Source organism: Streptomyces sp. NBC_01268, assembly GCF_036240795.1.
Lineage (GTDB): Bacteria > Actinomycetota > Actinomycetes > Streptomycetales > Streptomycetaceae > Streptomyces.
In genome coordinates this window covers 8,242,058-8,265,747 of sequence record NZ_CP108454.1, presented here as the reverse complement: position 1 = coordinate 8,265,747, position 23,690 = coordinate 8,242,058, and the positions used below count along the sequence as shown (strand labels likewise).

Sequence of the window (23,690 nt, the reverse complement as noted above, 5' to 3'; positions counted from 1 at the left end):
GCTCAGCAGATGCGCGGCAGCTGCTCCCCGAGCGGCATGTCCACGACGCGAGTGCCGCCCAGTCCGGTACGCGCCACCACCATGCCCGGGTGGGTCTCGACCGCCTCGCCGATCATCGCCGCTCCGACGCCCAAGGGGTGGGCCCGCATCGCGACGAGTACGGCGTCCGCGTGCTCGCGCGGGACGAACGCCACGAGCTTGCCCTCGTTCGCCACGTACATGGGGTCGAGTCCGAGCACCGCGCAGGCGTTGCCGACCGCTTCGGGGACCGGAACGGCCCGCTCCTGGATGACGACTCCCGTGCCCGAAGCCGCCGCGATCTCGTTCAGCGAGGCGGCCAGGCCGCCGCGCGTGGGGTCACGGAGCACATGCAGGTCCCGTGTGACGTCGAGCATCGCCTCGACGAGGCCGCCGAGCGGTGCGCAGTCGCTGCTGATCTCGACACCGAACTCGAGGCCCTCCCGCACGCTCATGATCGCCACGCCGTGCATGCCGATCGGACCGCTCACGATCACCACGTCGCCGGGCACCACCCGCTGTGGGCGCAGGTCGACGCCGTCGGGGATGAGTCCGACGCCCGAGGTGTTGATGTAGATGCCGTCCCCGTGGCCCGCTTCCACGACCTTGGTGTCGCCGGTGACGACCTGGACGCCGGCGGCGCGGGCCGCCGTGCCGAGGGCTTGCGCGACGCGGGCGACCACCTGGGTCTCGACGCCTTCCTCCAGGATGAACCCGCAGGACAGGTGGCTTGCCCGGGCTCCGCTCATGGCGAGGTCGTTCACGGTGCCGTTGACGGCGAGGTCGCCGATGCTGCCGCCGGGGAAGAACAGGGGGCGCACGACGAAGGAGTCCGTGGAGAACGCCAGGCGGGCGCCGCCGATCCGGATCTCGGCCGCGTCGGCGGTGTGCGCGAGGGCCGGTCCGCCGTAGGCAGGCGCGAAGACGTGCTCGATCAGTTCGGCGGACAGTGCTCCTCCGCCGCCGTGGCCCATGACGATCCGGGGGTGGTCGCGCAGCGGCGCCGGGCAGGTCCAGGCGAGCATGTCGGGCACGGGTCGTGCGGCGGCGGCCGGGGTGGTGCGGACGGTGTCAGGCAAGGGGGCTGCCCTCCAGGGAAGCAGTGGCCGGGGACGGGGTTCCAGATGTCATGCGGGCCGATGCCGCAGGCCGCCGGCCGGGGGTTGCGCCGTCGAGCCGCCGGTAGAGGTAGTAGGCGGCGCAGGCGCCCTCGCTGGAGACCATGGTGGCGCCGAGTGGGGAGCGGGGTGTGCAGGTGGTGCCGAACGCCTCGCATTCGTTCGGTTTCAGCAGGCCCTGGAGGACTTCCCCGCTGCGGCACTCGGCGGGCTCGCGGGTGTCGATGCCCTCGACGGAGAAGCGGTACTCGGCGTCGTGGTCCCGGTAACGTTCGGAAAGGCGCCAGCCGCTGTCGGGGATGGCGCCGATGCCCCGCCAGGCCCGGTCGGTGATCTCGAAGACGTCGCTCAGCATCGCCTGCGCCGCCGGGTTGCCCTCGGCCGTCACGGCGCGCTGATAGGCGTTCTCGACGGTGTGCTCGCCCCGCTCCAGCTGAAGCACAGTCCTGCGTACGCCTTCCAGGACGTCCAGCGGCTCGAATCCGGTGACCACGATCGGCACCCGGTGGCGTCGTGCGAGATCGGGGTACTCGGCCGTGCCCATGACGCTGCAGACGTGGCCCGCCGCGAGAAAGCCTTGGACGCGGCAGTCCGGGGACCGCATGATCGCGTCGATGGCCGGGGGCACCCTGACGTGGGACACGAGCAGACTGAAGTTGCGGATGTTGCGCTTGCGCGCCTGATGGACCGTCATCGCGTTGGGGGGCGCCGTGGTCTCGAAGCCGATGCCGAAGAAGACCACCTCCCGCTCCGGGTTCTCCTCGGCGATCCGCAGCGCGTCCAACGGGGAGTAGACCACGCGGACATCGCCGCCCTGCCCGCGGACCTGGAACAGGTCACGGCCGGTGCCGGGGACGCGCAGCATGTCGCCGAACGAGCAGAAGATCACCCCCGGCCGCATCGCGATCTCCAGGGCCTTGTCGATCATCTCCAAAGGGGTGACGCACACCGGGCAGCCCGGGCCGTGGATCAGCTCGATCTCGGGGGGCAGAAGCTGGTCGATGCCGTGCCGGATGATGCTGTGGGTCTGGCCGCCGCACACCTCCATGAGGGCCCAGGGGCGGGTCACCGCGGCCCGGATCTCGTCGAGCAGCCGACGTGCCAGGTCAGGGTTCTGGAACTCGTCGATGTACTTCACGGCCGTGCCTCCCCGTGGACGTCGTCCTGCGTCTGCCACTCGCTCAACTCGGCCTCGGCGGCCTCCCACGGATCCGCGAACTCCTCCTGGAGCAGGCCGAGGGTCTCGAACAGTTCCAGGGTCCGCTTGGCCGACTCCTCGTCGAGCTTCTGGAGAGCGAAGCCCACGTGCACGATGGCGTACTCGCCCGGCTTCAGGTCCGGCAGGTACTCCAGGCACACCTCCTTGACCACACCGCCGAAGTCGACCGTGGCCATCCGGGTGCCGTCCCGGTCCTCGACGTCCAGCACCCTTCCGGGAACCGCCAGGCACATGGGTGTCTCCTCACTGTCGCTCTCGTAGCGGTGTCACGGGGTCCGCCCGGTCCGTCAGCCTGGCGGCCACGACGAGTTGCCCAAGGGCCAGACCCCCGTCGTTCGGCGGGATCATGCGGTGGCGCAGGACGGTGAAGCCGTCCGCTCGCAGCTCTTCGGCACAGGCCGAGGAGAGCACCGTGTTCGCGAACACTCCCCCGGTCAGGGCCACGGTCGCCACGCCGCTCTCCCTGCGGGCGGCGGCGCAGACCGTCGCCACGAGTCGGGCCACGCCGTGGTGGAACCGCGCCGCGACGACGGCCGGGGGTGTCCCGTCCAGGACGTCGGCGACCACCGCCGTCAGAAGGGGTGCGGGGTCCGCGGTGAGTGGGGCACCGGGCTCCGGCGAGCCGATCCGGAAGACATAGCGTTCGTCCTCGGCAACGCCGGGTGCGCGCAAGGCCGCCGCCTCCAGCTCGATCGCGGCCTGCGCCTCGTAGTGCGCGTGCTGGCGGATCCCTACAAGGGAAGAGACGGCGTCGAACAGGCGCCCCATGCTGGACGTGGGCACGCAGTTCAGCCCGCGCGCCAGCTGCTTCTCCAGGAGGGGCAGTTCTCCGGGCCGGCAAGCGCGCGTGCAAGGCAGGGCGGGGTCGGCGGCGAGGCCTGCGGCCCGCAGGTGGGACAGGGCCATGCGGTAGGGCCGTCGTACGGCCGCGTCGCCGCCCGGCAAAGGGACGTAGGCCAGGTGCGCGAACCGCTCGAACCCCGCGTAGTCCGCGAGCAGGAACTCACCGCCCCACACGGCGCCGTCGAGGCCGTAGCCGGTGCCGTCGAACGCGACACCGATCACGGGTCTGGTGCCGTCGAGACCGTTCTCGGCCATCGCCGCCGCGACGTGCGCGTGGTGGTGCTGGACGGGGACGACGGGCCGTCCCTCGGCGTGTTCGCGGCTCCATCGGGTGGACCGGTAGCCGGGGTGACGGTCGGCGGCGAGCAGCCGGGGCCGTACGCCGGTGACGGACTCGAGCTGCCGTTCGGCGGAGGTGAGGGCGGTCTGGGTGGCGAGGTCGTCCATGTCGCCGATGTGGGCGGAGAGCCAGGCCTGGCGTGCGTCGCCGAGGCAGAAGGTGTTCTTGAGGTCTCCTCCGACGGCGAGGGCGGGGGCGACCTCGACCGGCAGCGCGACCGGCAGCGGGGCGTAGCCCCGGGAGCGGCGCAGGGTCAGTTGCTCGCCGTCGCAGACGCGGACGACGGAGTCGTCGCAGGGCACGTGGATGGTCCGGTCGTGCAGGAGCCAGGCGTCCGCGAGACCGGCGAGCCTGGTCAGGGCATCCGCGTCGTCCGTGACGATGGGTTCGCCCGAGAGGTTGCCGCTGGTCATCACCAGGAGCCGGGGCCCGTCTCGGTACCCCTTGCCGAGGCCGAGGAGGAGGTGGTGTACGGGGGTGTACGGGAGCATGAAGCCGAGGTCGGGGCTGCCGGGGGCGACCTCCGGCGCCGGCGCCGACTCGTGGCCGGGCTGGGCGTCGTAGCGGCGGCGCAGCAGGACGACGGGCCGGACGGCGCCGGTGAGGAGGTCGCGTTCGAGCGGGTTGAGGTGTGCCAGGGGCTCGATGTCGGCGAGACCTGCGGCCATCATCGCGAACGGTTTGTCACCACGCGCTTTGCGGCGCCGTAGTTCGGCCACCGCGTTGCGATTCGTCGCGTCGCAGGCCAGGTGATAGCCGCCCAGGCCCTTGATGGCGAGGATCGCGCCGGCGGCGAGCAGTGCGCGTGCGGCGGTGACCGGGTCCGCGCCGGGATCGTGGCCGGCGCGGCGAGAGTCGGGTGCCTGATCGGCGCGGAGGGGTGCGGGGTTGCCGGGTGCCGTGACCAGCCGCAGCCGGGGGCCGCAGTGGGGGCAGGCGACGGGCTGGGCGTGGAAGCGCCGGTCGGCCGGTTCGGTGTACTCCCGGGCGCAGTCCGGGCACATCGGGAAGCCGGCCATGGTGGTGTGGGCCCGGTCGTAGGGCAGTCCTGTGACGATCGTGAAACGGGGGCCACAGTGGGTGCAGGTGATGAAGGGGTGCAGATAGCGCCGGTTGGACGGGTCCGCGAGCTCCGCGAGGCAGTCGTCGCAGGTGGCGGTGTCGGGGGGGACGAGGGTGCGCACAGTGCCGCCTTGGCGGGAGGGCACGATCGTGAACCCGCTGCCGCCGTTCGCGGTCACCTCGGCCACCTCGACCGACTCGACCCGGGCCAGGGGCGGTGCGTCGGGCGCGAGGCGGGCGCAGAAGGACGCGACGTCCGCGGGGTCTCCCTCGACCTCCGCGACGACGCCGTCGGCGGTGTTGGTGACGTGGCCGGACAGGCGCAGCCCGGTGGCGAGGGCGTGGACGAAGGGCCTGAAGCCCACGCCCTGCACGACGCCGCGGACGACCACACGGCTGCGCCGCGGGGCCGTGGCGGGGGCGGGCCCGGGCGGTGCCGTGGTCACGCGCCGGCCTGTGCCATCGCCGGGGTGTGGACGTGGTTCCCCTCGGCCACCGCGAGGGCCCGCTCGAGGAGCGTGCCGACTCCCCGGCCGTCCCGTACCGAGCTGAGGACGACCTCGACGCCGGGGTTGACCTGCTGCACGTGGGCACGGAAGGACGGCTCGTCGAACTCCGCGGCCTCGGCCATGTCGGTCTTGGTGACGATCACCAGCTGGGCGAGGCCGAACGCGGTGGGGTACTTGAGCGGCTTGTCCTCGCCCTCGGTGACCGAGGCCAGGACGACGCGGAGGGACTCCCCGAGGTCGTAACCGGCGGGGCAGACGAGGTTGCCGACGTTCTCGACGAACAGCAGGCGGGTGGACTCGGGCAGCCAGTCGTGCAGGTGCCGGGCGACCATGTCGGCCTCCAGGTGGCACAGGCCGTCGGTGAGGACCTGCTTGACGGGGGCGCCCGAGCGGGCCAGCCGGCGGGCGTCGTTCTCGGTGGCGAGGTCGGCGGTGAGCGCGGCGGCGCTGACGCCCCGTTCGCCGGCGAGGCGCAGCTCGCGCTCCAGCAGGGCCGTCTTACCGCTGCCGGGGCTGGAGAGCAGGTTGACCACGGTGGTTCCGCGGGCGGTCAGTTCGGTGCGCAGGACGTGTGCCGCAGCATCGTTCTTGGCGAGGACGGCGCGCTGGAGATCGACGGCTCGGCACATGCTCAGCTCTCCTCGGTGATCGGTTGGCGTTGACGCTCGTGCGGGGTGTCGGGGCAGGCCCAGCGGACCTCCCGGATCTGCAGTTCTCGGCCCGAAACCAGTTCGCCGGCCGCGGCGCCGCACGTGGGGCACAGCAGCCGGGGCGGCATGCCGACGGCCCAGTCGGCGGCGCACGGCTCGCAGCGTGCGACACCCGGGACGGTGCGGGTGATGAGCTCGGCACCCTCCAGAACGGTTCCGGCGCAGGCCAGTTCGAAGGAGAACGCGAGGGCGTCGGCGACGACGCCGGCCAGCTCGCCCACGTCCAGTTCGACGCTGGTGACACCGACGGCCCCCCGCGACGACGCCGCGGCCTCGACCTGGTCGACGACGGCCACCGCGAGGGACATCTCGTGCATGTGCTTCCGTCCTGCGCGCGGGGGTGGGTCTCGGGTGCCATTAGAGGACGGGGGCGATGGGCAGGGTGCCCGGCACGCCGCACCGGGCGCCGGTGTCGTCCGTTCGGTGCAGCGGGCGTCACCGAACCCGAGGGGGCGTCACATCCGGCTGATGCGCAGGTAGCGCCGGAGGTCGGGGAGGACTGCGACGACGGCGGCCGCGACCGCCAGAGCGGCGGTGACGGCGACCGCGGCGCCGAGGACGTTCCTGTGCATGGTGCTCTCCGTTTCCGTAGTCATACGACGGCTTGCTGGCGGACGAGTTCGGTCACCATCCGCACTGCTTCTGGCACGGCCGATGCGACCTGTGGGCTGAGCCCGATGCCCTCGTCCAGGCAGGCCGGTTCGCAGCCCACGACGAGGATCCGCCGTGGTGGCGCGGCCCCTGTTCCCGCGCACAGAGTGTCGAGCAGGGCAAGGACCGCATCGGGCGTCATCCGGTGCCCGTCGAGCGGCTCGGGCTCCGAAGCGCGGTCGCCGGGCGCCGAGGCGTCGATGAGGTAGAGCGTCCCCGGTGCACCGCCGCGGGCCGTGACATCGACGAGGACCAGGGTGTCCCAGCCGTCGAGAAGCTCGTACGCGAGGTGGACGCCCCGCACACCGACGTCGGTCAGTTCGACGCCGGCGGGGAGATCCTCGCGGCTGAGCCGTCGCAGGGTCTCCACGCCGAAGCCGTCGTCGCTGAGGAAGATGTTGCCCACCCCGGCCACGAGGGTGCGGAGCGTGCCGTGCTCCGGAGGTCGGCGCGCGGGGCCGTTCACCCGTTCTCCAGGGCTTCGACCTCGTCGGGCCGGAAGTAGAGAAAGCGGCCCTGCTCGCGGCGGATGTCGGCGCCGGGATCGTCCTCCACGGTCACGGCGATGTGGACGCCGCCGTCGACGTCGTGCAGGACGGCCTCGACCAGCGCGCCGCGCCCGTCGAGGAACAGGTCCTGGGCGTCCGTGCGGCGCAGCCGCGGTCGCAGGACGACCCTGCTTCCTGCGCGGACCGCGTGGCCGTCGACGAGGACATGGTCGTTGCCCGGATCGACAGCGGTGTCGCCTCCCGGATCCCACCAGGGTGTGTCCGGTTCGAGGATGTTCCCGGTCGGCTCCGGCGCTGCGGTGACGCTCCGCAGGCTCCGTACGGCACCGTGCAGCCGTTCGAGGACCTCGGGCGGCATGGTGTCCGCCAGCTCGATCACCGCGGCCGCACGGGCGTCGGTCCCCCTGGCCTCGCGCTTCTCCTCGTCGGTGAGGGCCGCCGTGCGCAGGGCGAGGATCTCGTCGATCTCGGTCGCGTCGTAGAGGGCGCCGGGGCTCTCGGGTGCGATCGCCGGGTGGTCCTCCAGGATGATCGGCGAGGAGAGCAGGAGGTCGTCGCGGCCGGGTTCGCCGGCCAGGACGGGCCAGGTGTGCAGGTTGCGGCAGGCGGCGACGGCACCCTTCGCCCACTCCGGCGGATCGGTCATCGACAGGAACGAGCCTCCGTCGAGGCGGAGCAAAGTGTGGGTGGCGACGAGGGAGTGCGGCAGGGCCGCGTGACGGTCGGTGTCCCACCCGGCGGTCCAGGTGCTGGTGTTCTCCACCGTGACCGAGAGCCGCTCGACGCGGTACGGGCCGTCGAGTTCGGCCGCCGAGATCCGCAGGACGCCGCTGATCTCTTCGCGGCGGCGCACGAGCCGACCGAGGATGCGGCCGTCGGCGTCGGTGACCTCCTCCGTCTCCTCGGCGGCGGGCCGGGTGAAGGGCAGGACGGTGCCGTCTCCGTGTAGGTCGGCGACGGGAACGACGAGGGAGACGCGCTCCTCGACACCCTCGTCCCAGGGCACCAGGACCCGGTCGTCCAAGGCGAGTTCGCCGGTCGGCGCGAAGGTGCCGTCGCTGCGCCGTTCCTCGACGGTGCGCCGCTGGGCGTGCAGGAACCGGACCTCCACGGCGAGTTCGGTACCCGTCCTGGGCTCCATGAGGCACTCGGTGAGCTGGAAGTCGTGCTCCTCGGCGGCGACGCTCCAGGACGGCGGCACGAGGACCCCGAACTGCCAGCGGAGCCGGTTCTTCGCGGCGGACGCGCGGTACGGGTAGAGCACGTACCCCTCGAAGAGAACGGCGTCGGCGACGTGCCGGGCGACGGCGAACCGCGCCTCGGTGGCGGGGGTGAAGGCGATCGTGGTCATCGTGTCCTCTCCCCCGCCGCTTCGAGCAGGGACTCGACGGTGGCCTCCCACGACGGGAGGGCCCGGCGCGAGCGGTAGGCGAGCAGCGCGTCCATCGCGTCGCCGGGGAGCCTGATCCATCCGCAGCCGGGGAAGTGCTGGTCGATCATCTCGTGCCAGACCTTCACGGGCATGCGGTGGGAGACCTCCTTGTCCCAGGGCACGGGCTCGACGTGGAAGCCGCCGGCGCCGGTGAACGCGGTGCCGGAGAAGAGCAGGAGCAGCGGGACGTCGCCGTCAGTGAGCGCCCGGAGGTAGCGGGACGCGGCGATGTCGGTGTCGTACGTGCAGGGCACGACGAGGTCGGTCTCGATCTCGTCGGTGAAGCCGGGCACCATGACGGAGGCATGAGCGAACTGGACCGGGTTGAGGGTGCTTCCCCACCGGGAGCGTTCGCCGAAGAGGTCGCCCAGGGCGGCGGCCTCTTGGTCGTCGTAGCCGCGCCGGGCCGGTTCGACGCGGATCTGGCAACGCAGGGCCATGGCGTGGACCCGGGTGCCGCCGGTGGCGGTGATCCGCAGCCGGAACACGAGCGTGGGGCCGGCCGCGTAGGCGTCGGCGCGGACTCCGGTGCAGGCGAAGGAGAACTCGGTCACGGCCGGCTCCCCCGCGGTTCGCGGGCGAGGCTGCGGACGTGCGCGAAGAGGCCGTCGAGTTCCGCCCGTGCCTCCGCGCCTCCGTCGAAGCCCTGCCAGTGCAGTCTCATGCGGCCCACCAGTTCGTAGCAGAGATCGACCGGCACGAGGAAGCACTCGGTGCGGCCCTCGTGACGGCGCAGCAGCAGTGCTTCGACGTCGGGTTCGAGGAGGGAGGCGAGCCGGGTGGCCTCGAGGACGGACCGCCAGGCCTCTTGGCCCGGTTCGCTCTCCGTGGCGCCGGCGGGGCTCGGGTAGAGCGCCACCGGCAGGTCGAGGGCGGAGTTGTGGAACACGAACGCGACCGAGACGGGGATCCGCAGCGACTCCCAGGTCCGGTCGTCGATCCGGTGGCCCGGGTCGCTCAGGAAGCGGCCCGGGACCGCCCGGAACCGTCCCGGGGAGGCGGCCGAGCGGTCCATGAGCTGCGCGCACGGGCCGCAGGAACAGACCAGGGCCCGTTTGTCGGTGTCGACGAGGTGCGGGTGGCGCTCCTCGGCTGCCAGCGGGACGCCGCACAGTTCGCAGCGCTCCTCACGGGGCGGGCGGGGGGTGGTGAACCGGCGCAGCCCGGTAGCCCCATGAGGCCGCACGGCGCTGCTCGGCAGCCCGTTCACCGGGCGGCCGACGATCGGCCGTCCGCGCCCGCGAGCGTCGGACGGGTGCCGATCTGGAGCAGCTCCGGTCCCCGCTGGGCGCCGCTCTCCAGCTCGACGCCGGTCACCTCGGGGGCGAAGCAGGCGAGGGCGTCCACGGCAGCCTGCCGGACGGAGTCCCGGGTGCCGGAGCAGCCGCAGCCGGCCGAGGCGGTGACCCGCAGCCGCAGCACACCCGTCGCCGGATCGAAACCGGCGTTCTCCACGGGCTGCGGTAGCGCGGACAGTGCGCGTTCGATGCGGGTCGGCGCGTCTTCCGGGTGCAGTCCGTGCAGGTTGAGCAGGCTCGCGACGAGGTCGTCCGCGAGCAGCGGGCCCAGCGGGTCGGCGGGCGGAGGGACGGCGGGACGCCCGAGCAGCTCGACCACACGGGCGATGCCGCTGCCGTAGAACTCCATGAGGACGCGTACGACTTCCTCCGCGGCCGCGGAGGCCTGGGCGTCGCCTCTCTCGGCCAGCCGGTCCAGGACCTCCTCGACCCGTCGGCCCGCCTGTTCGGCGGTCGTCGTGCTCATCCGGCCAGACCGCTCAGGCCGGTGGGCACGTGCATCTGCTTCACGGTCCTGCCGCTGCCCGTGTACATGTGGACGCCGCACGGCAGACAGGGGTCGAAGCTGCGCACGGCGCGCATGATGTCGATGCCCTTGAAGTTCTCGGGCGTGTTCTCCTCGAAGATCGGCGTGTTCTGCACCGCGTCCTCGTACGGTCCGGGGGTCCCGAACGTATCCCGCGTGGAGGCGTTCCACGGCGTCGGCGGGTAGGGGTGGTAGTTGGCGATCTTGCCGTCCCTGATGACCATGTGGTGCGAGAGGACACCGCGTACGGCCTCGGTGAAGCCGACGCCGATGGCCTCGTCCGGCACCTCGAACTTCTCCCAGGTCTGCGTGCGTCCGGCGCGGACCTCCTCCAGGCCCTTCTCGGCGCAGTGCAGGGCGACTGCGGCCGCGTACGCCTGGAAGTAGGTCCGCGCGCGGTTGCGCTCCAGGGCGTTGCTCCACTTCGGGATCTTCCACTCGAAGGTGGTCTCCGGCTTGGTCATCGTCCGGGGGAGGTTGATGACGACGCTGTGCCCGGTGGCCTTGATGTAGCCGATGTCGACGAGGCCGGAGAGCGCGGTGGACCACAGGCGGGCGAGGGGGCCGCCGCCGGTGTCCAGGGCCAGGTGGTCCTTGCCGTCGAACCAACGCGGGGACATGACCCAGCTGTACTTGTCGTCGAAGTTCCGCTTCTGCGGGGCCGGGATCGTGTGCTGGTTCCACGGGTGGCGCGGGTCGACCGGGTTGCCCAGCGGATCGCGGGTGACGAACTGCTCCTGGCCCTGCCAGTCCTCGTAGTACGAGCTGCCGAGCAGGATCCGCAGGCCGAGGTTGATCTCGGTGAGGTCGTTGGTCACCAGCTTGCCGTCGACGACGACACCGGGGGTGACGAACATCCGCCGGCCCCAGTCGCTCATGTTGGCGTAGGTGAAGTCGCAGTACTCGGGGTCGTTGAGCGCGCCCCAGCAGCCGAGCAGCACACGGCGGCGGCCGACCTCCTCGTAGCCGGGCAGCGCCTCGTAGAAGAAGTCGAAGAGGTCGTCGTGGAGCGGGACGACCCGCTTCATGAACTCCACGTACCGCATCAGTCGGCTCATGTAGTCGGTGAACAGCTGCACGGACGCGACCGTGCCGACACCACCGGGGTACAAGGTGGAGGGGTGGACGTGCCGCCCCTCCATGAGGCAGAACATCTCCCGGGTGTAGCGGCTGACCTGGAGCGCCTCGCGGTAGAACTCCCCTTCAAGAGGGTTGAGGGAGCGCATGATGTCCGCGATCGTCCGATAGCCGTGCTCGGCGGCGTGCGGCGCCTCGGTGCGCTCGGCCAGTTCCAGGACGCCGGGGTTGGTCTCGCGGACCATCTTCTCGCAGTAGTCGACCCCGACCAGGTTCTCCTGGAAGATGTTGTGGTCGAACATGTACTCCGCGGACTCGCCGAGATTGATGATCCACTCACCGAGGTGCGGCGGCTTCACGCCGTACGCCATGTTCTGCGCGTACACGGAGCAGGTGGCGTGGTTGTCGCCGCAGATGCCGCAGATACGGCTGGTGATGAAGTGCGCGTCGCGGGGGTCCTTGCCCCGCATGAAGACGCTGTAGCCGCGGAAGACGGAGGACGTGCTGTAGCACTCCGCGACGCGCTTCTGCTTGAAATCGATCTTCGTGTGGATGCCGAGGCTGCCCACGATCCGGGTGATGGGGTCCCACGCCATCTCCACCAGTCCGGAGCCGTCACCCGTCGTCTTAGGGGGAGATGCCATGGTCGCCGTGATGCCCTTCGTGAACTCTTCGACTTCGCGAACAGTGGGATGGATGGGGGTTGCTGCTGGAAGGATCTGCGGGCGTCGCGGTCACCAGGGCGGTCGGTAGCCGGTGGTGATCCGTTCGCCGGTGTGCCGCCACTTCGGCTCCTTGTCCACCGTCTTGGCCGTGATCGTCCGCAGACGGCGGATGACGGAGCCGTACACGCCGCTGGCGGTGCTGGAGACCTTGCCGCCGGGAGGTTCGTCCATGAACGGCATGAACTTGTCCGGGAATCCGGGCATGGTGCACGCGATGCAGATGCCGCCGACGTTCGGACAGCCGCCGACGCCGTTGATCCAGCCGCGCTTGGGGACGTTGCACTTGACGACCGGGCCCCAGCAGCCGAGCTTCACCAGGCACTTGGGCGAGTCGTACGTCGAGGCGAACTGGCCCTGCTCGTAGTAGCCGGCCCGGTCGCAGCCCTCGTGCACGGTCGCCCCGAACAGCCAGGTGGGCCGCAGCTTGTCGTCGAGCGGGATCATGGGCGCGGAGCCGACCGCCTGATAGAGCAGGTAGGTCAGCGTCTCCGCGAAGTTGTCCGGCTGGATCGGACAGCCGGGCACGCACACGATGGGGATGCCGGCGTGCGACTTCCAGTCCCAGCCGAGGTAGTCCGGGAGGCCCATCGCGCCGGTCGGGTTCCCCGCCATGGCGTGGATGCCGCCATACGTGGCACAGGTGCCGATCGCGACCACCGCGAGGGCCTTGGGCGCCAGCCGGTCGATCCACTCACTGGTGGTGATGGGCTGCCCGGTCTCAGGGTCGTCACCGAAGCCGCTCCAGTAGCCCTCCTGCTTGATGGCCTCGTTCGGGATCGATCCTTCGACGACCAGCACGAACGGGTCGATCTCGCCCCTCTCCCCCTTGAAGAACCACTCGATGAACGTGTCGGCGCCACCCACCGGACCACACTCGAAGTCGATCAGCGGCCAGTGGACAGCGATCCTGGGCAGCCCCGGCAGCCCCGCGAGCGCAATCTCCTCGATGCTGGGCTGCATGGCGGCGGTCAGTGCCACCGAGTCGCCGTCGCAGCTCAGACCCGCGTTGATCCAGAGAATGTGGATCGGCTTCTCTTCACTGCCGGGTGCGGCGCTCTGGTCCTCGACCGGTGCCGGCCTTGCTGCGCTCATGGGTCGCCTCCTGCGGAGGGGTGGGAGGAAGGCCTCGTCTCGGGCCCGGGTCTCGTTCTACGGTCGGTCGATCCACCCGCCCTCGCACCCGGACGAAGCCGAGAGCGGCTCGGGCGACTCCTTCCGTACGAAGGCCCGGCGCAGCGCGTGGTAGCTCGCTGCGGGATCGTCGAAGATCGCCCGCATCCGGGAGAGCTCCTGTTCACGGTGAGCCGCGAGGGGAGCGACGGACTGTCGCCGCTCGTGTTCCGCCTTCTTCGCCGCGATCCGCGGTTGGAGACCGTCACGCGATGCCATACGAAGGGCCGATCGGGTGATTTCGCCAGCGAAGCCCTCGGGTCCGCAGTCCACGACCCGGTCGACCAGCCCCATCTCCAGGGCTGCCGCAGCGGACACCGGCCGGGCCTCCTCCATGAGGCGCACGGCCAAGGCCTCGCCCACCCTTCCAGGCACGGTGCGGGTCCAGTACTCGGATCCGTACAGACCCATGCGCCGGTAGTGCGGATTGAGCACCGACCCCGAACGGCACCAGACCTCGTCGGCAGCCAGGGCGAGCATCACCCCGCCGGCCGCGGCGTTGCCGCCGATCGCGCTCACGACAAGCCGGTCGGTCGTGGTGAGAACCGCCTCGACCAGGTCGTTCATGGCGTTGATGTTGGCCCAGGACTCCGCGGCAGGGTCGGCGGAGGCATCGATGACGTTCAGATGGATGCCGTTGGAGAAGAAGTCGCGCTGCCCGCCGAGCACCAGGACGGACGTGGGGCGCCCGCGGGCTGTCTCATACGCGGCGAGGAGGCGGCGGCACTGGTCCGTGCTCATCGCCCCACCGGGAAACTCGAAGGACAGCACACCGACCGGTCCCTGCTCGCGGTACCGGATGTCGGACCAGGTCCGGTAGCCCGGCGCCGGGTCGGCGGGTGCCGGTAGTTCGGGGAGCTTGGGCAGCCGGTCGGCGAGGGCCAGGGTCGCCGGGAGCTTGCAGGCACGTGGCATGCCACGGCCGGTGCGGGCGCGGAGCTCGGGGATCCACACCGCGCCGTCCACGGTGGCACGGCATACCGCGCCCGACCGGGTGGCCAGTAGGTCGCCCGGCCGCCCGCGCAGGCTCTCCTCCGGGTGGCCGCCGTGCAGGAACCATTCGGCTCCGAGCAGCTCGTCCCGGACTCCGGGCTGGGAATCGGCGGCTCTCAGGGATCGCAGGACTGTCTCGGTGTCGTCCACGTCCCAGACGATCCTGCGCTGCTCCTGCCGGAAAGGGGGCCGGACGCGGACCGGGCCCGTCTGTGGGCGTGGTGCGGCCCCGGCGGCCACCCGCTCGACCGCGCGGTGCACGGCGGCCATGGCTGCATCGGAAAGCTCGTTTCGGTACAGGTCGCTCTTGCCGACCTCGGGCACGGGGAAGTCGGCGGTCGCCCAGACGTCGCCCGCGTCCATCTCCTCATCGGCCTGAAGGACGGTGACTCCCCACGCGGTGACCCCCTCGTGAATCGCCCAGTCCAGTGAGGACGGCCCCCGATCACCCATCGGCCCCGGGTGCACGATCAGGCAGAGGTGACGTGACCACACGTCCCGGGGCACGACCGTCTTGAGCAGCGGGGCGACAACCAGCTCGGGTGCGTGCCGCACGACGGCTTCCCGCACGGCCGCTCCGTCGGGCGTGATCTCTACCGCGACGCAGTGGCCGCGATCCCTCAACTCGACCTCGACGCGCTGCGTGAGGCTGTTGTAACTGCTGGCGATGAGCAAAACGCGCATGACAGCCCTTCCCAGGTGCCGTGGAAGCCGTCGCCCTCAGGCCGCCGGGTGACCCGCAGCCTTGGCAATCTTCCGGCACGGGGAACGTCGGACCGGCGGCGACGCACCCCTACCTCACCCATTTGGGACACCGTTAACAATTTGGGACACCGTTACAACCGCTTGCCTCGCGTCGGCCGGTGCGCAACCTGGCCCGTCGTCACTCGACCGATGCAGCCTTCCGGGCCCGCAATGCCCGTCGCGGCTCCTCGGCAAATGCGCCCGCCGCCCAGCGCCCACCACCGGCCAGACACGGCGCAGTGCGGCGAACGCCTGGTCGCCGTTGACCAGAGCCCCGTTCCGGTGCCGATGTCCGGCACGTCGGTGGCAGCGCTCATGCCCTCCTGGGAGAGGGCATGAGCGAGGAGTCGTGTATCGGCCTGCGGGGCGGTACACGCCGGGCCTGCCGGCGGCCTAGGCGGGAGGGATCACCGGCTGTCTGTCGCACCGGCTCGTGCACACAGGTGAGTGGCCTCACTCTGGTGTCTATGGTGCTCTTCGGCTACACGATGATGACCGAGCAGAGCGGGCCCCGTGAACTGATCGCCCACGCAGTGGGTGCGGAGAGAGCCGGCTTCGACTTCTCCGTGATCTCTGACCACTCCTTTCCCCGGCTGGAATCACAAGGACACGCGCCGTACGCGTGGAGCGTCCTGGGCGCCGCCGCGCAGGCCACGTCCACGCTCCCGTTGATGACCTTCGTGACCTGCCCGACCTTCCGGTACCACCCGGCCGTGGTCGCCCAGAAAGCCGCGACCATGCAACTCCTCTCCCAAGGGCGCTTCCGGCTCGGCCTCGGCTCGGGCGAGAACCTCAACGAACACATCGTCGGCGCCGGCTGGCCAGCTGCCCCCATCCGGCTGGACATGCTCGAAGAAGCTGCCCAGATCATCCGCCTCCTGCTGGCCGGAGAGACCGTCAGCCACCACGGTCCTCACTTCGACGTCGAGAACGCCCGCCTCTGGGACCTCGCCGACGAGCCCCCTCCGATCGGCATCGCGGTATCCGGCGAACGCTCCTGCACCATCGCCGGCCAGTACGGGGACCTGGTGATCGCCACGGAACCCCGTCGGGAGCTGCTGGAGGCGTTCGACGCGCACGGCGGGGCGGGCAAGCCACGCATAGGTCAGCTGCCCGTCTGCTACGACACCGACCGCGACGCGGCGATCGCTCGGGCACACGACCAGTTCCGCTGGTCCCTCGCCGGGTGGCCGGTGAACGACGAACTACTGCCCGCCCTACGGGAACTGTGAGCAGGCGCGAACCATAGACGTGTGTCGAGGATCCGCGGCCGGCTCCACCGGCAGGAAGCGGTCGCCCGCGGTGCTCAGCGTGCAGTACCCGGCCACGTCCGCGACGAGGTGCCGATGGTCCACAGCGGCCGGCCCCCGGGTGAGGGTCAGGCGGGCAGTACGCCGAGCTGCTGGAGTACGGGCACGCGGTCGTAGACGTCGGTGCCGCGCACGATCCGGCCGTCGTCCGCGAATTCGAGCAGGCTCATCATGTACAGCGAGATCCTCTTGCCCCGGCTTGACTCTGGGAGGCACAGGAAGGGCTCCTTGATGGTCGTCTCGAAGCGCAGATGGGCCACCGCGTGTGAGGGGCCGATCAGTACCTGCTCACTGGACACGTCGAAGTCGCAGAGGATCTGGTCGGCGTAGCTGAAGTACTCGTAGAGCTCTTCGTGACCGCGGTAGGTGTGGTCGATCGCCTTGTCCACGATCTCGCCGTCTTCCGTGTAGAACTGCAGGGCGTCCCTACTGCCCGTGGGCGTGTTCCACACCGCCACCCAGCGATCCACGAAGTCCCTGCGCTCGTTCTCATCGAATTGCATGGCAGTCGTTCCTTTCAGTTCGGCGTCCGGACAGGCCGCCTGCTGTCGGCGCGGGGTGACCACTGCCGCAGCACGGAGGCCACGACACGCGGCCGGGCCAGAGCGGCCGGGGAGCCGGTCAGACTGACGGCGTTCCATACGGCGGCGGCGACGTGGGCATCGGCAGAGGCGGCTCGCATGGTGGCCTGGAACGAGCCGGCCAGGGTGCGGGCGACGACCGGATGGGTGCCCGGCACGAAGGGCAGCGATCTGTCGGCGAGGGTGGAGAACAGCCAGGGCAGATACGAGGTCCGGGCGGCTGCCTTGTAGAAGCGCCGCGGAAGGTCCCGCGCGCCCTCGGCCAGGCAGACGCGCAGCGCGGCGGCCTCCAGGGCGGCGACCGTCATGCCCGCCCCGTAGATCGGGTTGAGACTGCACAGCGCGTCACCGATGGACAGGAGCCCGTCAGGAAGGCTGCGGAGCCGGTGGAAGTCCCGCCGTACGGACGCCGGGTACTTGAACGCGGTGACGTCCGTGACCGGCTCGGCTCTCTGGAGGGTCTCCCAGGCGCCGCCCGGGAGCAGCTCCTTGGCGAAGAGGAGGAACTCCTCAGGGGCGGTCGGCGGGTGGTTGTGCTTGCCGAACCCGTACTGGGACAGCACCCACAGGTCGTTCTCCTGGCGGGTGAGGACCAGGCCCCGAGGACGGGCGGGCGTCGCGCCGATCAGCACACCCTTGTCCGTGCGGACCGCGTCCGCAGCGATGCGGAAGCGGCGGCTGGCGTAGGCGACATCGACACCGAGGCGCCTTTCGCGGGGCTTGTCGTACCCGAGGGACGTGAGCCAGGTCGCACCGCGTCCGGCCCGGCCCATGGCATCCACGACGAGGTCCGCGTCGAGGACCTCACCGGACTCCGGCACGCCCGGGCGGGACAGCCGCACGCCCGTGACCCGGGCGCCTTCCCCGGCGACCGGCTCGGCAGCCTCCAACCCCTTCCTGAAGGTGACGTTGGCAAGGGCGCAGACCTTGCTGCGCAGCCGGTCCTCCAGGAACGGCCGGCTCACCTGGAGGACGCTGTCCAGAGGCACCCGTCGCAACCGGGAGCCGAAGAACACGATGTCGAGTTCGCTCAGGGCCTCCACCACGGAGGCCCCCTCCGCGGACAACTCCTCGACGAAACCGGGGAAGAAATCCTCCAGGACCCTGACACCACGCGACGTCAGGGAATGCACGTGCGCTCCCTGCGGCACCCCGCGCCTGGGGGTTCCGTCCCCCGTCACCGTGTCCCGTTCCACGAGAGTGACCCGCTCGAACGACTCGCTGAGCGCGCGGGCCGCACACAGCCCGCTGATGCCCGAGCCGACGACCACGGCGTGTCCCGCTCCCGCCCCCCTGCTGCTTCGAACTGGCTTCACCTGTGACTCCACTCCCCTAGAGACCGGGCCGAGGGCCGGCACCGCAGACACGGGGGCCTCTCGTGGGCTTTGCCGCACGGACCACACGTCGAAACCGCAATCCGTCGGGCCTAACGGCACAGAGGCACCGTGGTCACGCCGGCATGCCGACATGCCGACATGCCGGCATGCCGGCATGCCGACAGCCGAAGACCCCTGTGAGCCGCGGCGAACGCCTGGTCGCCGTTGCCGAGCGCGTGCCACATACGGGCCGTGTCGGTCCAGGCGCGAGCGCGCCGTTCGGCGGTCGGCGGTCGGCGGTGGCGGTCGCCGGTCGGCATAAGGCTGACGTTCAGGTCCTGCGCGATCTGCACGCCTTCGTCATGAGTGCCGAGGGTGGTGTGGACGCCGATGCGGTGGACGGCGACCTGGGTCCGGGTGGCGTCGACGGTGAAGAGCGGAACGGCTGCTGGACTCCGCGGGAGAGCTCGCGCTCCTCAGCGCCTCCCGGTGGCCCCGGACTCATCCGGCCGACGGCCCCCCGCTGCGGTCGCGCAGCCGCATGGCCAGCGCGGCGAGCCAGGCGCCCGGGCCGTACGGCGCGGGTGGCTCGACCTCCCCGCCGAGGGCGGTCAGGGCCAGGGCGAGGTCGTCCTCGTCGAGCGGCAACGCGAGCAGGTCATGCAGCTCGCCCGTCAGCTGGGCCGCGAGACCCGGGTCCGTGCCTGCCAGGTAGTCGGCGAGCGCGCTCTCATGATCGCCGAACTCGTCCGGCATGTCCTGAGAGAACCAGCCGCCGAGCAGCTGCGCCAGCTCCGGAAAGCGCGCCCTCCACTCCCAGGGAGTACCGGGCGTACCGGGCGGCGGTGCCTCACCGCTCGCCAGGGAAGCGTCGAGCCGGTCCGCCAAGGCGATCAGCCAGTCGCGGATCTCCTCGGGGGGCAGCCCCACGTCGGGCAGCCGGTAGTACTCGCCGAGCCGCAGGCGCAGCCGCCCGGGTGGATTGTCCGCGTAGGCCCGGAGCTGGGCGGCGGCTACGGCGACGGCCCAGGGCCGGGTGCGCCAGGCCTGGCGCAGGTAACCGGTCAGGGCCTCGGGCGCGTGAGGCCCGAGCCCCAGGTGGGCGCGGACGACCTGGTCGAGCTCGCCGTACTTCCGGTCGTGCTCGGCGGGGTTCAGGGACACGGGGGCCTCTACAGGTCGACGGGAAAACTCGTGTGGACGGTGAAGCCTTGCGGCGCGGCGTCGCCGGGGGCGGCCCTGAGCAGCACCACCCGGGCCGCCCGCACAGGGAGGGGCTGCTGGCCGGCGAGCATCATGCCGACGGTCAGGACCGAGCCCACCGGCTCGGGGCGCGTGGGCCAGGCCGCCTCGACGACCAGCCGCCGCCGGGCCGACTGGGCCAGCCAGCGGTGGATGACCTGCTCGTTGAGGGTGATGGCCTGCTGGGTCGCCCACTGGGCGGTCTCAAGGTCCGGATAGGTCGCGGCCCGGTCGGACCGGGCACGGACGGAGGGCAGGGTCATCTCAGGCTCCACCCCATCCGCGGAGCGTGGCCCGCTGTGCGGCGGAGTAGTTGGCGTGCCCCGTGGCCGCGATGGCGTGCAGCCACGCCTGCGCCGCGCGCAGGTCCGTCATCTGGCGGTCCCAGCGGTCGAGTTCGTCCACGAACGCCTCCCGCGCCTCGCCCTTCCACGCGAGGACGACCGGAACCGTACGGTCGTACAGCGCGCTCAGACGCTCGTCCAGCTTGCGCAGGATGTCCTCCAGGTCTCCCGCGATCTCGCGCAGCGCGCCGATGTCGACGGAGATCGAGCCGTCGTCGCTCATACGTCGTCCCCCCTCGCCCTTCCTAGATGTCGCTGATCCTGCTGCGCGGAGCCTCCGGCCCGCCCTGTCCGGCGGCGGGGCCCTCGCCGGAGAGGGCGCGCACCTCCGCCGCCGCGTCGACCGAGTCGCTCTCCGCGCGCAGCCGCCGCAGAGTGTCCAGCTCCTGGCGGGTGAACCCGTCCCGGCTCATCCGGACCGCCTGTTCCAGGACCCCGAGGATCTCCCTGATCCGTACCGCGTCCGCGCCGGCCTCCCGGTGCAGCTTCCGGTACGCCGTCGCCGCCGGGCTGCGCCAGCGGGCCTCGGCCCGGTCGACGATGGCGTCCATGCGGCGCACCTGCCCGTCGAGGTGCTCCTGCATCGCGTCCAGGTCGTCCGCGAGACGGGTGAGGTCCTCCTCCGACACGTCGAGGTCGGGATCGATGGGCACGGTGATCGCTCCTTGCGTCTCGGGTCAATGCTCTTGGGCGAAGTGGGTGTGCACGGCGTCGAGCAGGAGGCTCAGCCGCTCGTGCGTCACGGACGGCATCACGGGCGCGAATGCGGCGTCCAGTGCCTCCGGGGTGTGGAACATGTAGAGGACGCGCTGGAGTTCCCCGGCGAGGGCGGCGATCCGCTCGTGGCAGTCGGGGTGGTCCATGCGCACAAGCCTGCGCGCCTCCGCCCGAGGATCACGGTCGTACTCCCCCGTGGGGAGCTGTGACGCGAAGCCGTTCACGAGGTCGAACCGGGCCAGCGCCTCCCACTGCGAGAGCGGCAGTTCGTCCAGGCCGGGGCAGGCGGCGAACCAGGGTGCGCGGAAGAGCGAGGCCAGAGACTGCAGGAATCCGGCCACGGGCTCGTCTCCGGCGGCCCGGTCGAGCCGGGCGCGGAAGCCTGCGGGCCGGCCGGCGTACTGCTCCGTGCCGTATTCCTCCGCGAGGCCGTCGAGCAGCGCCGCCACCGCGTCGAGCGGCATGACCCAGGCGATCGCGTGCGAGTCCTGCAGGACCCGGGCGAAGCGCTGCAGTTCGTCTTCCAGCGGGTCGCCTCCGGGATTCCGCGAGGACGCGGCGAGATCGACGACACGGGCGAGGACACCGCCGGTGAACAGGGCGTTGGTGGGTTCGGTCACCTGAGGCATGCTAGGGGGCCTTCGGATAGGCGGTCAGCACGTAGAGCGACTTGGTCTCGGGCGAGTAGGCGAGGGACACGTGCACGGTGTGCACGGGGGTTCCGGTCGCCGCGTAGCCCTGCGCGGCGAAGTCCGCCTGGCTGACGGAGGTGCCGACCTCTACGGCCTGCCCGTTGGCGTCCTTGACCGGGAAGTCCCAGTTCTGGGTGGACTCTGGATTGAAGGTGCCGTTCAACACCTTCTGTTCCTGCCTGCGTATCCAATTGTCCAGCATGTCCTTCTTGGCGGGGTCGTTCACGGCCGCGTTGACGTACTCCTGGGCGGATGGCAGGTCGCGGAAGGTCGACGCGGGGTCGGTGCCCTGGTCGCGCAGCCGGTGCGTGAGCTGCTCCGGAGTGAGCCCGACGTGCTTGTCGACGGTGTGGGCCTCCAGCCCCGGGACCACGGGCGCTTGCGGGTTCGGCTGGTAGTCGTTGCGCTCCCACTCCATCGCGGCCAGGTCGACCTGGAAGTGGTTGGCCGGGTTCCAGGCGTCCGGGTTCACCGGGTAGATCTTGCGGTTGAACTCGAACAGCGATCGCGCGCCGTACGCCTCCGCCCGAGCCTCCTCGGCCTGGAAGGTGGGCACGGCGCGCGCCGCCTCCTCCAAGGCGGGGATGAGACCGCGCAGCGTGCCGGCCTGCGCCCGCAGTTGCTCTTCGTAGGTGTCGACGGCTCGGTTGACCGCGCCGGTGTCGATGTTGAGGAGGACTGCGGCCAGCAGACCCTTCGACAGCTTCTTGAGCCGGTCGAAGAGGTGCTTGATCGAGCCCTTGATGTCGGTGACGTCGAGGACCACCAGGGCTTCTTTGAAGGCGCGATGGAGGATTCCGCGCAGGTCTGCCCGGACCCGCTGTGCTGCCTCCGCGTAGATGCGCGTCACCTCGGCCAGTTTCTCGGCGGTGGTCGACAGGACGCCGAAGACCGGGAGGCTCGTGCCGGGGCCGGTCGGCGGTTTGTGCGCCCATTCGTAGTCGGCCGTCCGCTTCCCCCAGGCCGTGGTGCCCCACAGGGACGACACGAACTGACGCATGGCCGCGTGCCAGTCGGCGTTGGTGTGGTCGGTGATGGTGTCGACGGTGGTGAGGAGCTGCCCCTCGATCGTTCCGATGCCCATCTGGTGGCCGAGCCAGAGCTGCGAGACCTCGTTGACTCGGAGGTAGTTCGGCAGCGGCAGTATCTCGAGCGCGCGCCCGGTGCGCAGGGCCGCCTCGACGACCTCGCGCATCAGATCGCCGGCGATGCCGCCGTCGATGACGTCAAGGAAGTCGTCGACCGCGTTGCCGTCGCGGACTCCGAAGGGCGGCGGGGGCGTGTACGTGGGCTTGAGCCAGATGACCACCGGCGGCCCCTGAGGCGTGAACGGCGGGCCGCCTGGGTGGGTCGAGGCGTCGGCGAGGCCGAAGTTGTTGGCGGTCGTGGTGAAGCCGATGGCGGCCCCGCCGATGGCGAGTACGGCCCTGGCGTGAACGTCGAGGAGGAGAGCGACCACTTTGGCGTACTCGGTCGCGAACTCGACCGCGGCCGAGCCGGAGCCGCCCACCCGGGCGTAGCCCGCGTGGGCGTCCAGGAGCTGGATGAGCGTCTTGTGGAACGATCCCTGCTCGAAGGCGAGGGCGGCGGAGACCTCGTAGAGCTGGAGCGGCTGGACGTCGATGATCCCCGCGGCCGACCAGGGGCTGGTCACCGGGGGCGGCGGCAGCGGCGGCGTCTGCACGGGCGGGGATGCCGGGGCCTGCTGCCCGGGAGCGACCGGCGCGGTGTTGGCCTGGGGTGACGGAGTGGTCTGGGGTGAGGGGACGCTCGGCGCGCCGCCCTGGCCCGGCAACTGCGTGGCGCCCGGTGTGGGCACCGTGCCCGATGGCGGCGGGCTGCTCATCGGATCGCCTCGGACCCGGCGTACGGTGCCGTGCTCGCTCGCAGCCCCATGAGTCCCCCCAGGCTCTGGAATCCTGCGCGCGAAGCTAGCAGCGGTGGCTGTCAAAGCCCAGACAGCGAAGGGATGTTGGCCGGATTCGACGTTCCGTCCGGGTCGGGCGACGACAGGCCCTGACGAGCTCGTGCACAGGAGAGGTGAGTCGTCGGGGTTCCCAGCGAGGCTTGGTGTTCACGTCTGTCGTGCAGGTGTCAGGTCAGCGGTCTGCTGAGGGGAGAGCAGGCCGGCGACGGCCTGGACGATTCGGTCATGTGCTCGCGGCGGCCGAGGCGGCGGGCCGGTGCCAGCTCTGGGCGCATGCCGGCGCCGGCGTGCGCTGGTCGGGCATCGCGAGGGTGGTGCTCCCTGTGCGATCAGTCTCGCCGTCGGCGTGGCCGCACTCCGCAACCAGGGCTTCCGTGGTGGCCACGGCCCAGCGAGCGCTCCGGCCGTGCCTGGGGTTCGTCGCGCGCGCCTGACGATCAACGCTGCCGTGACGTGGTGCGAGCTGCTCCTCGACACGTGTGCGGCCCCGGCCGAGCCGTGGCGCAGGGCCACCACCTGGCCTGCTTCCAGATCAGCTCGCGCCGCCCTCGGGCCGGACATGCTGATCGGGAGCCCCGGGGTGACACTGGACCTGGATGGTGCTTCCTGATCCCGCT

At 71.1% G+C, this 23,690-nt stretch carries 24 protein-coding genes and 2 pseudogenes; 2 read left to right on the top strand and 24 right to left on the bottom strand.

Translation table 11 applies throughout. The features are described from left to right. Positions 1–2: 2 nt before the first annotated feature. The 15 genes from hypE to OG309_RS36800 all read right to left on the bottom strand — a co-directional run bounded on the left by hypE (position 3) and on the right by OG309_RS36800 (position 14,884). Entirely contained in the window at positions 3–1,097 is a 1,095-nt protein-coding gene (hypE, locus tag OG309_RS36865; protein WP_443067619.1) for a hydrogenase expression/formation protein HypE, read from the bottom strand. Further along, on the bottom strand, positions 1,090–2,274 hold the full coding sequence (gene hypD, locus OG309_RS36860) for a hydrogenase formation protein HypD (protein ID WP_329427797.1): 1,185 nt from the start codon (positions 2,272–2,274) through the stop codon (positions 1,090–1,092). The genes hypE and hypD overlap by 8 nt, the downstream gene beginning before the upstream one ends. Continuing rightward, positions 2,271–2,588, bottom strand: a complete 318-nt coding sequence (locus OG309_RS36855; RefSeq protein ID WP_329427796.1) for a HypC/HybG/HupF family hydrogenase formation chaperone — start codon at positions 2,586–2,588, stop codon at positions 2,271–2,273. The genes hypD and OG309_RS36855 overlap by 4 nt, the downstream gene beginning before the upstream one ends. Positions 2,589–2,598: 10 nt before the next feature. Next, positions 2,599–5,046 carry a carbamoyltransferase HypF gene (gene hypF, locus OG309_RS36850; protein ID WP_329427794.1) on the bottom strand — a complete coding sequence of 816 codons (2,448 nt, stop codon included), beginning with the start codon at positions 5,044–5,046 and terminating at the stop codon, positions 2,599–2,601. Next, the gene (gene hypB / locus OG309_RS36845; RefSeq protein ID WP_329427792.1) at positions 5,043–5,738 is read right to left on the bottom strand and encodes a hydrogenase nickel incorporation protein HypB; all 696 of its coding nucleotides are present in this window, start codon (positions 5,736–5,738) and stop codon (positions 5,043–5,045) included. Before hypB ends, hypF begins: the two co-directional genes overlap by 4 nt. Before the next feature lie 2 nt (positions 5,739–5,740). Continuing rightward, entirely contained in the window at positions 5,741–6,136 is a 396-nt protein-coding gene (locus tag OG309_RS36840; protein WP_329427790.1) for a hydrogenase maturation nickel metallochaperone HypA/HybF, read from the bottom strand. Between the two features lie 138 nt (positions 6,137–6,274). Next, positions 6,275–6,391 (bottom strand): DUF6893 family small protein, encoded by a 117-nt coding sequence (locus OG309_RS38210; RefSeq protein WP_402545665.1) that lies wholly within the window; start codon positions 6,389–6,391, stop codon positions 6,275–6,277. 20 nt (positions 6,392–6,411) lie between these two features. Continuing rightward, entirely contained in the window at positions 6,412–6,936 is a 525-nt protein-coding gene (locus OG309_RS36835) for a hydrogenase maturation protease (RefSeq protein ID WP_329427788.1), read from the bottom strand. Next, on the bottom strand, positions 6,933–8,330 hold the full coding sequence (locus OG309_RS36830; protein ID WP_329427787.1) for a hypothetical protein: 1,398 nt from the start codon (positions 8,328–8,330) through the stop codon (positions 6,933–6,935). The genes OG309_RS36835 and OG309_RS36830 overlap by 4 nt, the downstream gene beginning before the upstream one ends. Beyond that, positions 8,327–8,965: a DUF6084 family protein gene (locus OG309_RS36825; protein WP_329427785.1), complete on the bottom strand. Its 639-nt coding sequence runs from the start codon at positions 8,963–8,965 to the stop codon at positions 8,327–8,329. The genes OG309_RS36830 and OG309_RS36825 overlap by 4 nt, the downstream gene beginning before the upstream one ends. Then, positions 8,962–9,621 (bottom strand): DUF5947 family protein, encoded by a 660-nt coding sequence (locus tag OG309_RS36820; protein ID WP_329427783.1) that lies wholly within the window; start codon positions 9,619–9,621, stop codon positions 8,962–8,964. Before OG309_RS36820 ends, OG309_RS36825 begins: the two co-directional genes overlap by 4 nt. Then, on the bottom strand, positions 9,618–10,175 hold the full coding sequence (locus OG309_RS36815; protein ID WP_329427781.1) for a hypothetical protein: 558 nt from the start codon (positions 10,173–10,175) through the stop codon (positions 9,618–9,620). The genes OG309_RS36820 and OG309_RS36815 overlap by 4 nt, the downstream gene beginning before the upstream one ends. After that, positions 10,172–11,956 carry a nickel-dependent hydrogenase large subunit gene (locus OG309_RS36810; RefSeq protein ID WP_329427779.1) on the bottom strand — a complete coding sequence of 595 codons (1,785 nt, stop codon included), beginning with the start codon at positions 11,954–11,956 and terminating at the stop codon, positions 10,172–10,174. Before OG309_RS36810 ends, OG309_RS36815 begins: the two co-directional genes overlap by 4 nt. 90 nt (positions 11,957–12,046) lie before the next feature. Next, positions 12,047–13,129, bottom strand: a complete 1,083-nt coding sequence (locus tag OG309_RS36805; RefSeq protein ID WP_329427778.1) for a hydrogenase expression protein HypE — start codon at positions 13,127–13,129, stop codon at positions 12,047–12,049. A 57-nt stretch (positions 13,130–13,186) separates the two neighbouring features. Further along, positions 13,187–14,884 carry a hydrogenase maturation protein gene (locus tag OG309_RS36800; RefSeq protein ID WP_329427776.1) on the bottom strand — a complete coding sequence of 566 codons (1,698 nt, stop codon included), beginning with the start codon at positions 14,882–14,884 and terminating at the stop codon, positions 13,187–13,189. Positions 14,885–15,411: 527 nt separating this feature from the next. Here OG309_RS36800 and OG309_RS36795 point away from each other — a divergent pair. Continuing rightward, positions 15,412–16,152, top strand: a pseudogene (locus OG309_RS36795) (TIGR03557 family F420-dependent LLM class oxidoreductase); the annotation flags it as partial. 170 nt (positions 16,153–16,322) lie between these two features. Here the strand turns inward: OG309_RS36795 and OG309_RS36790 are convergent. The 9 genes and pseudogenes from OG309_RS36790 to OG309_RS36755 form a co-directional block, all read right to left on the bottom strand. Continuing rightward, positions 16,323–16,757, bottom strand: a complete 435-nt coding sequence (locus OG309_RS36790; protein ID WP_329427775.1) for an ester cyclase — start codon at positions 16,755–16,757, stop codon at positions 16,323–16,325. A 14-nt stretch (positions 16,758–16,771) separates the two neighbouring features. Then, on the bottom strand, positions 16,772–17,968 hold the full coding sequence (locus OG309_RS36785; protein ID WP_329427773.1) for a hypothetical protein: 1,197 nt from the start codon (positions 17,966–17,968) through the stop codon (positions 16,772–16,774). A gap of 51 nt (positions 17,969–18,019) precedes the next feature. Beyond that, a pseudogene (locus OG309_RS38205) lies at positions 18,020–18,304 on the bottom strand (NAD(P)-binding protein); the annotation flags it as partial. A 348-nt stretch (positions 18,305–18,652) separates the two neighbouring features. Beyond that, entirely contained in the window at positions 18,653–19,315 is a 663-nt protein-coding gene (locus OG309_RS36780) for a contact-dependent growth inhibition system immunity protein (RefSeq protein WP_329427771.1), read from the bottom strand. 8 nt (positions 19,316–19,323) lie between these two features. Then, positions 19,324–19,656 carry an RNase A-like domain-containing protein gene (locus OG309_RS36775; protein ID WP_329427769.1) on the bottom strand — a complete coding sequence of 111 codons (333 nt, stop codon included), beginning with the start codon at positions 19,654–19,656 and terminating at the stop codon, positions 19,324–19,326. 1 nt (position 19,657) lies between these two features. Continuing rightward, positions 19,658–19,960: a WXG100 family type VII secretion target gene (locus OG309_RS36770; protein WP_329427768.1), complete on the bottom strand. Its 303-nt coding sequence runs from the start codon at positions 19,958–19,960 to the stop codon at positions 19,658–19,660. A gap of 22 nt (positions 19,961–19,982) precedes the next feature. After that, complete coding sequence (locus OG309_RS36765) at positions 19,983–20,390, bottom strand: WXG100 family type VII secretion target (protein ID WP_329427766.1); 408 nt, start codon at positions 20,388–20,390, stop codon at positions 19,983–19,985. A gap of 24 nt (positions 20,391–20,414) precedes the next feature. After that, the gene (locus tag OG309_RS36760; protein ID WP_329427764.1) at positions 20,415–21,074 is read right to left on the bottom strand and encodes a hypothetical protein; all 660 of its coding nucleotides are present in this window, start codon (positions 21,072–21,074) and stop codon (positions 20,415–20,417) included. A 10-nt stretch (positions 21,075–21,084) separates the two neighbouring features. Further along, positions 21,085–22,992 (bottom strand): RNase A-like domain-containing protein, encoded by a 1,908-nt coding sequence (locus OG309_RS36755; protein ID WP_329427763.1) that lies wholly within the window; start codon positions 22,990–22,992, stop codon positions 21,085–21,087. Between the two features lie 337 nt (positions 22,993–23,329). On the opposite strand from OG309_RS36755, the gene OG309_RS36750 reads away from it, so the two are divergent. Then, positions 23,330–23,683: an abortive infection family protein gene (locus OG309_RS36750; protein WP_329427761.1), complete on the top strand. Its 354-nt coding sequence runs from the start codon at positions 23,330–23,332 to the stop codon at positions 23,681–23,683. Positions 23,684–23,690 lie beyond the last annotated feature (7 nt).

Excerpts from the sequence above, each read along its gene's own strand:
- OG309_RS36855 (WP_329427796.1), bottom strand. The coding sequence starts at position 2,588 with ATGTGCCTGGCGGTTCCCGGAAGGGTGCTGGACGTCGAGGACCGGGAC.
- hypB (WP_329427792.1), bottom strand. The coding sequence starts at position 5,738 with ATGTGCCGAGCCGTCGATCTCCAGCGCGCCGTCCTCGCCAAGAACGAT.
- OG309_RS36840 (WP_329427790.1), bottom strand. The coding sequence starts at position 6,136 with ATGCACGAGATGTCCCTCGCGGTGGCCGTCGTCGACCAGGTCGAGGCC.
- OG309_RS38210 (WP_402545665.1), bottom strand. The coding sequence starts at position 6,391 with ATGCACAGGAACGTCCTCGGCGCCGCGGTCGCCGTCACCGCCGCTCTG.
- OG309_RS36830 (WP_329427787.1), bottom strand. The coding sequence starts at position 8,330 with ATGACCACGATCGCCTTCACCCCCGCCACCGAGGCGCGGTTCGCCGTC.
- OG309_RS36815 (WP_329427781.1), bottom strand. The coding sequence starts at position 10,175 with ATGAGCACGACGACCGCCGAACAGGCGGGCCGACGGGTCGAGGAGGTC.
- OG309_RS36810 (WP_329427779.1), bottom strand. The coding sequence starts at position 11,956 with ATGGCATCTCCCCCTAAGACGACGGGTGACGGCTCCGGACTGGTGGAG.
- OG309_RS36805 (WP_329427778.1), bottom strand. The coding sequence starts at position 13,129 with ATGAGCGCAGCAAGGCCGGCACCGGTCGAGGACCAGAGCGCCGCACCC.
- OG309_RS36800 (WP_329427776.1), bottom strand. The coding sequence starts at position 14,884 with ATGCGCGTTTTGCTCATCGCCAGCAGTTACAACAGCCTCACGCAGCGC.
- OG309_RS36790 (WP_329427775.1), bottom strand. The coding sequence starts at position 16,757 with ATGCAATTCGATGAGAACGAGCGCAGGGACTTCGTGGATCGCTGGGTG.
- OG309_RS36775 (WP_329427769.1), bottom strand. The coding sequence starts at position 19,656 with ATGACCCTGCCCTCCGTCCGTGCCCGGTCCGACCGGGCCGCGACCTAT.
- OG309_RS36770 (WP_329427768.1), bottom strand. The coding sequence starts at position 19,960 with ATGAGCGACGACGGCTCGATCTCCGTCGACATCGGCGCGCTGCGCGAG.
- OG309_RS36755 (WP_329427763.1), bottom strand. The coding sequence starts at position 22,992 with ATGAGCAGCCCGCCGCCATCGGGCACGGTGCCCACACCGGGCGCCACG.